The sequence below is a fragment of the Janthinobacterium sp. 1L-D-8-B-C4 genome (genome assembly GCF_057291295.1).
On record NZ_JBXAVX010000003.1, the window covers coordinates 423,730 to 436,257 of the forward strand.

Consider the following 12,528-nt stretch of genomic DNA (forward strand, 5'->3'; position numbering starts at 1 on the left):
CCACTGAATCACCTTGCCTGTTGCCGATGCGCAGCGGGGCGCGTACCATGGGGGCCGAACACCTGGCCTTTTATGGAAACGCAATGAAGAACGAGAAATTAACTACCGATGAATATGACGCGCTGGAGCAGGTCGCACGCGGCATCAAGACCGAGCGCCCGAGCGCTTGCGTTGCCCGCAATGCCAAGCGCCTGTCCGGCCTGAAGCTGCTCAGCTATGCCAGGGATGGCCGTCTGTCCATCACCGACAAGGCGCAAGAGCTGTTGTTCCTGCGCCGCTGCATCATGGGCTTGCGCGCCGTCGCGGCCGATCCACTGGCCAAGCTCGACACCGAAGTGGCGTATTTCCTGGGCAAGAAGGCCCATATCGTGGCACGAACCGATGGCGAAGGCCACGACATTTCCGACAAGGGCCGCGACTCGCTGGCCGACATCGATACGCTGGGCCTGTAAGGCCTGCAACCACCGGCCCCTGGGGCCGGTTTTCATATCCCCCATCCCTTTTACCTTCCCCTTGGAGAACACTTTGGACAGCGCGATGAACTGGTCGGCCCACGAACTGACGATGACGGTCCTGATGACGCCCGATATGGCCAACTTTTCAGGTAACGTACACGGCGGCACCATTTTGAAATACCTCGACAGCGTCGCCTACGCCTGCGCCAGCCGCTATTCGGGCAGCTATGTGGTGACCCTGTCGGTCGACCAGGTGATGTTCCTGCAGCCGATCCACGTGGGCGAACTGGTGACGTTCCTGGCGTCGATCAATTACACCGGTACTACCTCGATGGAAGTGGGGATTCGCGTGGTTACGGAAAACATCCAGCAGCGCCTGGTGCGCCATGCCAACAGCTGTTATTTCACCATGGTGGCCGTCGACGCCAACCGCAAGCCGGTGGCGGTACCGCCGTTGGCGCTGGAGACGGACGAGCAGAAGGTGCGCTTCGAGCAGGCCAAGCTGCGCAAGCTGTCGCGCCAGAAGGTGTCCAGGAAATAAACACTGCGCGGGCATGAAAAAACGGCCACCAGAGCGATCTGGTGGCCGTTTTCAGTGCTCGCTAGCCAAGCTGGAGCGATCCGTGATTAACGGTCGCCGTAGCTGCGGCGTGCGCCGTCGGTGGTACGCGGGTTCGAACCCTTGTAGCCACCACCGGTGCTCGGTGCGCCATCCTTGCGTGGTGCGCCCGGCTTGCTGAACGTGCGTTGGCCTGGCTTGGCGCCGCCACGGTTGTCGCCTGGTTTCCAGCCACCTGGACGCGCGCTCGAACGTGGTGCCGAGGCGGTTTTCTTCGGCTCGAAGCCTTCGATGACATTGACCGGGATCAATTGCTTGGTGAAGCGTTCGATGCGCTTGACGTTCATGCCTTCAGCGTGGTTCACCAGCGAGATCGCCAGGCCATTGCGGCCAGCACGGCCGGTACGGCCGATGCGGTGGACGTAGTCTTCCGGGAACTTCGGCAGGTCGTAGTTGAACACGTGGGTGATCGTTGGCACGTCGATGCCGCGGGCGGCAACGTCGGTGGCAACCAGCACCTTGACCTGGCCGCGGCGCATGCCGTCCAGGGTGCGGTTACGCGCGCCCTGGTGCATGTCGCCGTGCAAGGCGGCAGCCGAGAAACCGGCGATGTTCAGGCGGTCGGCAATGGTGTCGGCGTCACGCTTGGTAGCGGTAAACACAACAGCCTGGTCCAGCGTTTCATCGCGCAGCAGATGGTCCAGCAGGCGATTCTTGTGCGACAGGTCGTCGACGAAGTGCACGCGCTGGGTGATGTTTTCGTGCTTGTTCGACGAACCGGCGATCTGGATGACCAGCGGGTTTTTCGTGATGCGGCGCGCCATGTTGCCGACGACGCCATCCAGGGTTGCCGAGAACAGCATGGTCTGGCGGCCTTCTGGCGTGGCGTCGACGATTTTTTCGATGTCGTCGATAAAGCCCATGTCCAGCATGCGGTCAGCTTCGTCCAGCACCAGGATTTCCAGTTGCGAGAAGTCGATCTTGCCCGAATCCATGTGGTCGATCAGACGGCCTGGGGTAGCTACCAGGATTTCCGGGTTCTTGGCCAGCAATTGCATCTGTTTCGGGTAAGGCATGCCGCCCAGGATCGACACAGCCTTGATGCGGCGGATGCCGGTGCTGTATTTGTCGGTATTGGTGGTTACCTGCAGGGCCAGTTCGCGGGTCGGGGTCAGCACCAGCATTTTTGGCTGGGCAGCCTTGAAGCGTGGACGCTCGCCACGGGCGCGCGAAGCTTGCATTTCCTGGTTCGGCGTCTTGCCGGCGGCGCTTTGTTCGGCGCTGGCCAGTTTGTGCAGCGACGGCAGCATGAATGCTGCGGTCTTGCCCGAACCGGTCTGCGACGAGACCAGCAGGTCACGGCCTTCGATCGCGGCAGGAATCGCTTGCAACTGTACCGCGGTTGGCGCGGTATAGCCCGATTCGGTCAGAGCGGCGATGATGGACGGATGCAGGCCTAAGGATTCAAATGTCATTCTTTTTTTCTTTCGTGAAAATCAGCGTTCTTGCAAAAAGCAGAACGCAAAATAGCAACGCCAACCAAAACGAAATGACTCAACTAAAAAGAAATTTCGGCACAAAAGCTTTGCGCCGGGACGGTGTCAGGTGCGACACACAAGGCGGGAGGGCTTTAATAAGCGGCATCCTGAGGATGCGCTAAGGCTTGCGAAGCTGCTAAATTTATAGTGCATCTTGCTGCGGCAGGGAATATATTGCAGCGCACAACGACACTATACCGTATTTTCCACGGTTCTGCACGTTCTAAATGGACAGGCCTGCGGCAGATACCGGGATTTGTGTCATTCCTGTAGTAAAAAGCCGCACTAGCGCAGCATGACCACGATATCGGCTGGCAACGCAGAGGCGATTGCCGCATCCCTGGCGAGATTGACCTGCATGGTAGCCTGCGCCAGTTCGACCAGGCTGTCTTCCAACGCATAACCGCCCTTGGCCTGCAGCCAGGACAGAACTTGCGCCAGGCGCCAGATGGAAGTGCTGCCTTCGTGCACGGGGGCGGGGAAACTGTGGCGGTATTTGTTCATCAGCTTATGCATGTTCTGCCGGGTCAGTCCCAGCACGTGCGCCACGTCACTCAGGCCGACGAAATCGGGCGCCGCCTCGACCAGCGTGGCGCCGGGAATGGCGGCCTTGACGTCGGCCATGGCGCTCAGCAACGCTAGCCGGGCGCTGCCGGCGTCGCGCGTGAATTCCAGCGCCAGCCGGGCTGGCTGGCCCAGGCCCAGCAGGGCGTCATCGCAGCCGCCGCTGCCCAGCCGTTCGGCCAGCGCATCAAGGTCGGTTTCCTGCTCCGGCAAGCGGTATTTGAGGGTGAAGATATAGTCCATGCTTTCACCTTTGCGGTTTCTTGTACATGATATCGAGGATCACTTTTTGCGCGATACAGTGATCGACTACCCGGCGCAACGCCCGCGCGTGGTTGGTGGCGTTTTTCGGCGTGCTCCAGATGCAGGCGATGCAAAACTCGCCGCAGCGGCATTCGGCATCGTTCCAGGGGCAGTACATCTTGCCCCAGGCATGGCTGCCGCCCATCTCCACGCGCCAGCCCTGGCTTTCCGCGTGACGCAGCGCTGCTTCGATGTCCTTTTTGGGGTGCGAGGAGCGCGCCATGGCATGTCTCCAAGGTAGTCGAAATGATTGTGGTTGTCAAGTGACAACCGCGATATGCCGGCCGCCACTGCCTCAGCCTACTGCTGGAATGACCGCCATCACTTGCGAAAAGCCGCCAAATGTAAATGGGGTGGACAATGCAAAACCGGCCGCGACAGCTAGGCTGTGGCGGCCGGTGGCTTCAGCGGTAAAGCAAGCAGGGTCAGTGGCGTGCCTTGGCACGGCTGTTGCCGCCGCCACGCTGGATGCGCGGCTTGACCAGCGAGATCGGCGCCGCCTGCACCTTGCCACCCTTGACGGCGCGGCGGGCATTCTTCAATGCACGTTCCGGACGATCCGCTTCGAACAGCATGGTGGCGTTGTCGGCGATTTCCTGGGTGATGTTCATGTTCATCGTTGCCGAGGTCTTGGGCACCAGGATGGTCGAGCCGGCGCGCAGGCGCATGCGCTGGGGAATATTGTTCGCCTGGCGCAGCACGTCGGCCGTGGTGCCGAATTTCGACGCCAGCGTTTCGATGCGTTCACGCGCATTGGTGATCTTGTGCGTGGTCCAGCTCGACAGGGCATGGCCCCATTGCGCCAGATTGGTGGTGAACTTGGCGGCGTTTTCCTGCGGCAGCAGGATCTTGGTCTTTTCGCCGCCGATGATCACAGGGCGGTTGAATTGCGGATTCAAGGCCTTGAATTCGTCGGTCGACAGTTCCGCCAGCTGGGCCGCGACGGTAATATCGATGTCGCTGGTCTTGTCGATCGCCGTGAAGTAAGGCTGGTTGTCGACCACCGGCAGGCTCAGGCCATACTGGGCCGGGTTGGCGATGATGTTCTTGACCGCCTGCAGCTTGGGTACATAGTTGCGGGTTTCGGCCGGCATCAGGTCGGCCAGGCTTTCGAAGTCGGTCGGTTTGCCCAGCGACTGGTTTTTCTTGATGGCGCGCTGCACCGAGCCTTCGCCCCAGTTGTAGGCGGCCAGCGCCAGTTGCCAGTCGCCAAACATGTCATACAGGCGCTGCAGATAGGTCAGCGCCGCATCGGTCGAGGCGATCACGCCGCGGCGGTCGTCCTTGAACATGGTTTGCTTGAGGTTGAAATCGCGGCCGGTGGCCGGCACGAATTGCCACAGGCCTGCTGCACTGGCGCTGGAGAAGGCCTGCGGGTTGAAGGCGGACTCGATAAACGGCAGCAAGGCCAGTTCGGTCGGCATGCCGCGCTTTTCCAGTTCCTGCACCACGTGGAAGATATAACGCGAGGCGCGCGCCGTGGTGCGGGCCAGGTGGTCGGGGCGGGTGGCGTACCAGTTGACGTGGTTGGCAACCAGCTGGTTGTTCAGGTCGGGAATCGCATAGCCGCTGCGGATGCGGCCCCAGACATCGGCTTCGCGCAGCGGATCGGAACTGTCGCTGAGATTTTTCATCAGGCGATCGGTCTTTTGCAGGCGGTTGTCGAGGGTGGGGAGTTTTGCCGTGACCTGGGCGGTCATCGGAATCAAAGCCGTTGCGGTGGCGGCGACTGGCGCGTTATCGCTCTCAACACCGGCTTCGTACGCCTGGCTCAGGGCTGGCGCCAGGGCCAGGACCAATGCCGCCAGCGCGGTCGATTTAAAGGAGTTTTCGTGCATAGTGTTCCATTGTTGTCGTCGAAGAAACATCGGACTGACCCATGATCAAGCAGCGAGTGTACGTATATCCATATCCCGGAGTCAAGAATTATGTCAGCCTGATGACAGCATGAAAGGAAGTTTCCATTCGCAAATAATGCAATTATTACCAATAAAATTTGCCCAATGGGGTGTTCGGCCGCTGTTATAGCATAGTTGGGCCATGGCTTGGCGCAAGCGTGACAGCACCCAAGTATGAGACTGCGCAAAGAGTGCGTACAATTTGGCTTTGGCCGGCCCGTGCCTGCCGGTCACCCATGATATAGAGAGTGCTGCTTATGAATACCCCGCCACGCCACGACGACGACCACGCCGTCATTATCGCCAACACCGTCGACTGGCTGGAAAAGGCCGTGATCGGCCTGAATCTGTGCCCGTTTGCCAAGGCCGTGCACGTGAAGAAACAGATCCGCTATGTCGTGTGCGATTCGAGCAATCCGGAAGACCTGCTGGCGATGCTGATGGACGAGCTGCAAACCCTGGCCGACACCAGTGCCGAGCAGATCGACACGACCTTGCTGATCCACCCGTACACGCTGAATGATTTCCTCGACTACAACGAATTTCTGGATGTAGCCGACGCGGCGGTGGAAGACATGCACCTGGCCGGCGAGTTGCAGGTGGCCAGCTTCCACCCGCACTACCAGTTTGCCGAAACGTTCGAAGACGATATCAGCAACTTCACCAACCGTTCGCCTTATCCGACCCTGCACCTGCTGCGCGAAGACAGTATCGAGCGCGCGGTCGAAGCATTCCCGGAAGCGTCCGAGATTTTCGACAAGAATATCGCCACCCTGGAAAAGCTGGGCCTGGAAGGCTGGGAAAAGCTCGGCATCGCGAAGGTGGCTTGAGATGGCTGATGAGTTGCCCGAGCGCCCCGACACGCCGTGCGTGGCCGTCTGTTCCACCACTTTTGACGAAATCTGCCGCGGCTGTGGCCGCAGCGTGGTGGAAGTGGCGCACTGGGTGTCGATGACGCCGGAACAGAAGGAAGCCGTGTGGGTGCGGATATTGGCGCAGGGCTACCCGCGCCGCAATACCTGACGCCTCTACTATTAATAACTGCCGATAAAATCTTTCTTGCCCACTTCAACACCGTTATGGCGCAGGATGTCGTAGGCGGTGGTGGCGTGGAAGAAGAAATGCGGCAGCGCGTAGTGGAACAGATAGGTCTGGCCCGTGAAGTGCTTGGTCTTCTCGCCGCTGCCAGTGGTAATGGCGCGCGTTTCGCTGCCTTCGATGTCCGCTTGCGGCAGGCTTTCCAGGAATGCAATGGTTTTCACGATGCGCGCCTTCAGTTCGGCAAAGCTCTGTTCCGTATCTTCATAAGGAGGGACGGCGACGCCGGCCAGGCGTGCGCCGCAGCCTTTGGCAAAATCGGTGGCGATCTGGATCTGGCGCACGAACGGCAGCATGTCCGGGAACAGGCGGAACTGCAGCAGCGCGTTCGGATCGATTTTCTTGTCTTGCGCATGCGTTTCGGCCTTGTCCAGGATGGCGGCCAGGCTGCCCAGGATTTGCTTGAAGACGGGAATCGATGCGGAATGGATGGAGAAGGTCATGGTGGTTCCTCTAGGTAAAGTGGCGCGATGATAGCAAGGCGCGGTCTTTTCTGCTGGCCATGCAGGCAAACGTCGGCGCGGCGTGTGTTTTCTGGTACATATTCCGGGCGCTTGTGCCGTCAGATGTGACTTTGTGCGCTTTTTCCATGCATAATTGCCTTTGGAAAATTCCTCCCGCCGTTCGCTTCCCGTAACCTCCCGCTACCATCCGATGACCGTTTGCAAGACTTACCCTGGCCTGCGCCTGCATGGCTAATTCCCCCCATCGCCGCTGGCTGGCCAGCCTTCGCACCCTGTATGGCTCCTCGATCTATGGCGCTTTGCTGCTGGTGGTGCTGGGCGGGCTGGTGATACCGGCCCTGATCGGCAGCTATCTGCTGGTCGGCGTGCACGAGCGCCAGTCGGCGCGCACCAGCCTCAATGAAGCGCTGCAGCGCAATGCCGATATCCTGGCGCTGGGCATGCAGGAGTCCTTGTGGAACATGAATGCCGAATCGGCCCAGTCGCTGGTCGAATCGGTGATGCGCGACCGCGCCGTGCTGCTGGTGCAGGTGGTGGGCCAGGCCGACACCGAATTCATGCGCCTGCAGGCGCCGCAGCGCCCGGTCGGCAATGTCTACCGCGCCGAACGCGATATTGCCGTGCGCGGCGAGCGCATCGGCCATGTGGTGGTGGAAATGGACGATGCGCGCAGCCAGCAGGAATTGCGCGAAAAGCAGATCGCCTATGTGTTCGTGCTGGGCGCCCAGCTGGCCATCTCGACGGCGCTGATCGTGCTGTTCATGAACCGCCGCCTGCTGGTGCCGCTGCGCCGTCTGATGCGTTTTTCCGACCGCCTGTCGCATGGCGACTTCGATACGCGCCTGGAAGCGGGCGGCAACGATGAGCTGGGCCGGCTGGCCGCCCAGCTGGAACAGATGCGCGCCGCTATCCGCCAGCTGTTCGAAGACGTCGGCCAGCGCGAGGAGCGCTTCCGCACCATCGTCACGCAAGTGCCGGGCGCCGTGTTCCGCTATCGTCCCGATGGACCCATCGAGTTCATCAGCGACGCCATCGAAGACATCGCCGGCTATACGGCGGTGCAATTGATGCGCGGCAACACCCATGCCTGGGTCGACCTGATCTGCCCGGAGGATCGCCGCACGCACCGCCGCGCTGTCAAGCAGGCGGTCGGCGAGATGCGCGCGTATGCGCTGGAATACCGCATCATCGACGCCACCGGCACCGAGCGCTGGGTGGCGGAAAATGGCCAGCCGCAGGCCGGCAGCGCAGGGCAGGTCTGGGTCGACGGCATCATTGCCGACATCAGCCAGCGCAAGCACCACGAAATGCGCATCGAGGCGCTGCTGACCGAGCAAAGCGCGATTCTCGATAATGTGATGTTCGGCGTGATGTTCGTGCGTCACCGCCGCATCGTTTCCGTCAACCGCCGCTGCGAAGAGCTGTTCGGCTATGGTCATGACGGCATGACGGGCAGCTCGACGGCCATCGTGTTTCCGACCCTGTACGATTTCGAAAAAGCCGGCGAGCGCCAGTATCCGGCACTGGCGGAAGGCGGCGACTTCAGCGAAGAACGCCACTACCGGCGCCAGGACGGCAGCCTGTTCTGGGCGCTGGTGAGCGGCTGCGCGCTCGATCCGCTGCGCCCCGGCGAAGGCAGCATCTGGGTCTATGCCGACATTACCGCGCGCAAGGAAGCCGAGGAAAAGCTGCGCCTGTCGGCCACCGTGCTCGAACATATCGCCGACGCCGTGATGGTGGTCGATGTCGAGGACGTGATCGTTGCCGTCAATCCCGCCTTCACGCAGATCACCGGCTATACCGAGGCCGAAGCGATCGGCAAGCATTCTTCGCTGACGCGCTCAGAACGCCACGACGAAGCGTTCTACCAGGCCATGTGGGATGAGCTGATCGCTACCGGCTTCTGGCGCGGCGAGGTATGGCGCCGGCGCAAGAATGGCGAGATATACCTGGAATGGCTGACCATCAGCGCGGTGCGCGACACGCATGCACTGACCACCCATTACGTCGGCGTGTGCAGCGATATCACCCAGGTCAAGCAGGCGCAGGAAAAGCTCGATCATCTGGCGCACCACGATCCGCTCACGGCGCTGCCGAACCGCCTGCTGTTCCATGACCGCTTGCAGCACGCCCTGCTGCGCGCGACGCGCGATGGCGAGCAGCTGGCCATCCTGTTCATCGACCTGGACCGCTTCAAGAATGTGAACGACACCCTGGGCCACCATATCGGCGATGAATTGCTGCAGCAGGTGGCGGCGCAACTGTCGGCGCGGCTGCGCGAAGGCGATACCCTGGCGCGCCTGGGCGGCGATGAATTCATCGTGCTGCTGGAAAACGTCGGCGGCCAGTACGGCGCGACCCAAGTGGCGGAAAAACTGGTCAGCATGTTCGAGCAGCCGTTCCTGGTAGCCAGCCACGAGTTGTTCGTCACCTGCAGCGTGGGCGTGAGCCTGTTCCCGGATGATGCGCAGGACCTGAACATGTTGATCCGCAATGCCGACGTGGCCATGTACCAGGCCAAGGCGCGCGGGCGCAACGGTTACCGTTTCTATGCGCCGTCGATGACCGGCGAAGGGATCGAACGGCTGCGCCTGGAAACATTCTTGCGCCGCTCGATCGAAAAGAACGAGATCTTCCTCAATTACCAGCCGCAGGTGGAAATCGACACAGGCCGTTTGATCGGCGTCGAGGCGCTGGTGCGCTGGAACCACCCTGAACTGGGCTTGATTGCGCCGGCCCGCTTCATTCCGCTGGCCGAGGACAGCGGCTATATCAACCAGCTGGGCAAATGGGTGCTCGACGAAGCCTGCCGCCAGATGATGCGCTGGCAGGCGCAGGGACTGCATGTGCCGAAGATGGCCGTCAACCTGTCGGTCAAGCAGTTCGAGCGCGGCAGCATGGCCGGCGTGGTGGCCGACATCCTGCGCGAAACGGGGCTGGCGCCGCAGCGGCTGCAGCTGGAAGTGACGGAATCGGTGATCATGAACACTGGCGACGCGCTTGGCTACATCAACGACCTGCACGCCATCGGCGTGGGCCTGGCCATCGACGACTTCGGCACCGGTTATTCCTCGCTCGCTTACCTGAAGCAATTGCCGGTGCAGACCTTGAAAATCGACCGCTCCTTCATCAAGGACATCTCGCGCGACGCCAACGACGAAGCCATCGCGATTGCCATTATCCAGCTGGGCAAGAGCATGCAGCTGTCGGTGATTGCCGAAGGCGTGGAGACGCAGGAGCAGGCCGCCTTCCTGTTGCGCCATGGCTGCCGGCTGGCGCAAGGCTATTTTTATAGCCGGCCGGTGCTGGCACAGGATATAGTCGAGCGCTGGCGCGATCACTGAGCACTGCGCGGAACCTGACTGGATGAATCCCATGGCTGCAACCCTACCGACCTCGCGCCGACGCTTCCTGTTGAAAGGCCTGGGGCTGGGCGTGGCCGGCGTCGGTGCGCTGGTCGTCGGCTGGGGCGTGCTGCCGCCGCGCCAGCGCCTGCATGGCAGCGACCCTTTGCCGGTCAAGGATGGCGCCGTGGCCCTGAACGGCTGGCTGGCGATCCAGCCTGACGGCAGCGTGCTGCTGGCCATGCCGCGCAGCGAAATGGGGCAGGGCGTACATACCGCGCTGGCGATGCTGGTGGCCGAGGAGCTCGACGTGCCTTTGGCGTCCATCAGCCTGGTGCAAGCGCCCATCGACAAGATCTTCGGCAATGTCGCCATGCTGGTCGACAGCCTGCCGTTTCACCCGGACGACCAGGGCCGTGTCAAAAAACTGGCGCAGTGGACGGTGGCCAAGGCCGCGCGCGAACTGGGCGTGGTCGTCACCGGTGGTTCGTCCAGCGTCAAGGACGGCTGGCAACCGATGCGCGAGGCGGGTGCTTGTGCGCGCGCCATGCTGGTGGCGGCCGCTGCGGCGCAGTGGCAAACCCCGGCGGCGCAATGCCGCACGCAGGATGGTGAAGTGCTGCACCCTGACGGCCGGCGCGCCAGCTACACCAGCCTGGCGCAACGCGCCAGCGCGCTGGACCCGGGCACGCCGGTGCTGAAATCGCCGTTGGACTTCAAGCTGATCGGCAAGGCCACCGCGCGTCGCGATACGCCGTCAAAAGTCAATGGCAGCGCCGTGTTCGGCATCGATGCACGGCCAGCCGGCATGCTGTATGCGGCGCTGCACCTGCCGCGCCGCCTGGGCGATACCTTGTCGTCGTTCGATGCGCGCGTGGCGCTGGCCATGCCGGGCGTGAAAAAAGTACTGGACCTGACGCCGGTCCTGGGCCAGCACCGGCTGTCGTGCGCGGCCGTGGTGGCCGACACATGGTGGCGCGCCAGACAGGCCGCAGCCGCCTTGCCGACGCAGTGGCAGGCCGGCGAACAGTCGAACTTGTCGAGCCGTGATGTGCATGCCGGTTTTGCACACCTGCTCGATACGGAAGCGGGCCATGTCTACCATGCCAGCGGCAAGGTCGACGGCGCTGACCTGCAGGCGCTGACGCAGGTCAGCGCCGAATATCGCGCGCCGTTCCTGGCGCATGCGGCGATGGAGCCGGTCAACTGTACCGCGCAGGTAAAAGACGGCAAGGTGCACCTGTGGCTCTCGACCCAGGCGCCGGGCATCGCCGTCGACGTGGCGGCCAGGGTGGCCGGCGTGGCCAGTCGCGACGTCAGCATCGAGGTGCTGCTGCTCGGTGGCGGCTTTGGCCGCCGCCTGGAAGTGGACATGGTGGCGCAGGCGGTGGCCATCGCGCTGCAGTGCGGCGGCGCGCCGGTACAGCTGATCTGGACGCGCGAGCAGGATACCGCGCACGATATGTACCGGCCGGCCGCGCTGGCGCGTTTTTCCGCGCGGCTCGACGCGCAGGGCCGCATCGCGTCATGGGACAACAAATCGGTCAGCGCCTCGATCACGCACCAGTATTTGCAGCGCAACTTCGGCCTGCCTGGCATGGGGCCCGACAAGACCACCGCCGAAGGCGAATTCGACCTGCCGTACGAGATTGCCAACCAGCGCATCGCCCATGTGATTGCCGACAGTAGCGTGCCGGTCGGCTACTGGCGTTCGGTTGGTCACTCGCACAATGCGTTTTTCAAGGAAAGCTTTATCGACGAGCTGGCGCATGCGGCAGGGCAGGATGGCGTGGCCTGCCGGCGCGCCATGCTGCAACAGCATCCGCGCCACCTGGCCGTATTGGACGCCGCCGTGGCCAGAGCCGGCAGTGCGCCGCCCGGCCATGCGCACGGCGTGGCGCTGCACCAGTCGTTCGGCAGCATCGTGGCGCAAGTGGCGCAGGTGTCGGTGGAAAACGGCGAGATCCGCGTGCACCGGGTGGTGTGCGCCATCGATTGCGGCCTGGCCGTCAACCCCAATATCATCGCCCAGCAGATGGAATCGGGCGTGCTGTTCGGCCTGTCGGCGGCGCTGGGCGGCGAGATCACCTTCAAGGACGGCAGGGTAGAGCAGGGCAACTTCCACGACTACCCGGTGCTGCGCATGGGCCAGGCGCCCCACGTCGAGACCATCATCATCGCCAGCGCCGCGCACCCGGAAGGCGTGGGCGAGCCGGGCACGCCACCGATTGCGCCGGCAGTGGCCAATGCGGTGTTTAAGCTGACGGGAAAACGGCTGCGCAGCCTGCCCTTGCGGCTGGGGTGA

General features: G+C 62.4%; 11 protein-coding genes. 6 read left to right on the plus strand and 5 right to left on the minus strand.

All coding sequences use genetic code 11. The annotated features are described in order from the left end of the window. The first annotated feature begins 83 nt into the window (after positions 1–83). Both AC0Z42_RS07805 and AC0Z42_RS07810 read left to right on the plus strand, forming a co-directional pair. Positions 84–452 carry a hypothetical protein gene (locus tag AC0Z42_RS07805; RefSeq protein ID WP_485467660.1) on the plus strand — a complete coding sequence of 123 codons (369 nt, stop codon included), beginning with the start codon at positions 84–86 and terminating at the stop codon, positions 450–452. A gap of 85 nt (positions 453–537) precedes the next feature. Further along, positions 538–996 carry an acyl-CoA thioesterase gene (locus AC0Z42_RS07810; protein ID WP_485467661.1) on the plus strand — a complete coding sequence of 153 codons (459 nt, stop codon included), beginning with the start codon at positions 538–540 and terminating at the stop codon, positions 994–996. An 86-nt stretch (positions 997–1,082) separates the two neighbouring features. Here AC0Z42_RS07810 and AC0Z42_RS07815 read toward each other — a convergent pair whose 3' ends face one another. The 4 genes from AC0Z42_RS07815 to AC0Z42_RS07830 form a co-directional block, all read right to left on the minus strand. Continuing rightward, on the minus strand, positions 1,083–2,489 hold the full coding sequence (locus AC0Z42_RS07815) for a DEAD/DEAH box helicase (RefSeq protein ID WP_485467662.1): 1,407 nt from the start codon (positions 2,487–2,489) through the stop codon (positions 1,083–1,085). 348 nt (positions 2,490–2,837) lie between these two features. After that, positions 2,838–3,359, minus strand: a complete 522-nt coding sequence (locus tag AC0Z42_RS07820; protein ID WP_485467663.1) for a helix-turn-helix transcriptional regulator — start codon at positions 3,357–3,359, stop codon at positions 2,838–2,840. Between the two features lie 4 nt (positions 3,360–3,363). After that, complete coding sequence (locus AC0Z42_RS07825) at positions 3,364–3,642, minus strand: hypothetical protein (RefSeq protein ID WP_485467664.1); 279 nt, start codon at positions 3,640–3,642, stop codon at positions 3,364–3,366. 202 nt (positions 3,643–3,844) lie between these two features. Continuing rightward, the gene (locus AC0Z42_RS07830; RefSeq protein ID WP_485467665.1) at positions 3,845–5,257 is read right to left on the minus strand and encodes a transglycosylase SLT domain-containing protein; all 1,413 of its coding nucleotides are present in this window, start codon (positions 5,255–5,257) and stop codon (positions 3,845–3,847) included. Between the two features lie 317 nt (positions 5,258–5,574). Between AC0Z42_RS07830 and AC0Z42_RS07835 the strand changes: the two genes are divergently transcribed. Further along, a complete protein-coding gene (locus tag AC0Z42_RS07835; RefSeq protein WP_485467666.1) occupies positions 5,575–6,147 on the plus strand; it encodes a DUF1415 domain-containing protein in 573 nt (190 codons plus the stop codon). A 1-nt stretch (position 6,148) separates the two neighbouring features. Further along, positions 6,149–6,340: a DUF1289 domain-containing protein gene (locus tag AC0Z42_RS07840; protein WP_485467667.1), complete on the plus strand. Its 192-nt coding sequence runs from the start codon at positions 6,149–6,151 to the stop codon at positions 6,338–6,340. A gap of 11 nt (positions 6,341–6,351) precedes the next feature. Here the strand turns inward: AC0Z42_RS07840 and AC0Z42_RS07845 are convergent, their stop codons facing one another. After that, positions 6,352–6,858, minus strand: coding sequence for a DUF1993 domain-containing protein (locus AC0Z42_RS07845; RefSeq protein WP_312434231.1), 507 nt, complete (start codon positions 6,856–6,858; stop codon positions 6,352–6,354). A gap of 248 nt (positions 6,859–7,106) precedes the next feature. On the opposite strand from AC0Z42_RS07845, the gene AC0Z42_RS07850 reads away from it, so the two are divergent. Further along, entirely contained in the window at positions 7,107–10,223 is a 3,117-nt protein-coding gene (locus tag AC0Z42_RS07850; RefSeq protein ID WP_485467668.1) for a bifunctional diguanylate cyclase/phosphodiesterase, read from the plus strand. Between the two features lie 31 nt (positions 10,224–10,254). Then, positions 10,255–12,528: a xanthine dehydrogenase family protein molybdopterin-binding subunit gene (locus AC0Z42_RS07855; RefSeq protein ID WP_485467669.1), complete on the plus strand. Its 2,274-nt coding sequence runs from the start codon at positions 10,255–10,257 to the stop codon at positions 12,526–12,528.

Coding starts and splice junctions, on each gene's coding strand:
- AC0Z42_RS07825 (WP_485467664.1), bottom strand. CDS start 3,642: ATGGCGCGCTCCTCGCACCCCAAAAAGGACATCGAAGCAGCGCTGCGT.
- AC0Z42_RS07820 (WP_485467663.1), bottom strand. CDS start 3,359: ATGGACTATATCTTCACCCTCAAATACCGCTTGCCGGAGCAGGAAACC.
- AC0Z42_RS07850 (WP_485467668.1), top strand. CDS start 7,107: ATGGCTAATTCCCCCCATCGCCGCTGGCTGGCCAGCCTTCGCACCCTG.
- AC0Z42_RS07810 (WP_485467661.1), top strand. CDS start 538: ATGAACTGGTCGGCCCACGAACTGACGATGACGGTCCTGATGACGCCC.
- AC0Z42_RS07835 (WP_485467666.1), top strand. CDS start 5,575: ATGAATACCCCGCCACGCCACGACGACGACCACGCCGTCATTATCGCC.
- AC0Z42_RS07845 (WP_312434231.1), bottom strand. CDS start 6,858: ATGACCTTCTCCATCCATTCCGCATCGATTCCCGTCTTCAAGCAAATC.
- AC0Z42_RS07855 (WP_485467669.1), top strand. CDS start 10,255: ATGGCTGCAACCCTACCGACCTCGCGCCGACGCTTCCTGTTGAAAGGC.
- AC0Z42_RS07830 (WP_485467665.1), bottom strand. CDS start 5,257: ATGCACGAAAACTCCTTTAAATCGACCGCGCTGGCGGCATTGGTCCTG.
- AC0Z42_RS07815 (WP_485467662.1), bottom strand. CDS start 2,489: ATGACATTTGAATCCTTAGGCCTGCATCCGTCCATCATCGCCGCTCTG.
- AC0Z42_RS07805 (WP_485467660.1), top strand. CDS start 84: ATGAAGAACGAGAAATTAACTACCGATGAATATGACGCGCTGGAGCAG.
- AC0Z42_RS07840 (WP_485467667.1), top strand. CDS start 6,149: ATGGCTGATGAGTTGCCCGAGCGCCCCGACACGCCGTGCGTGGCCGTC.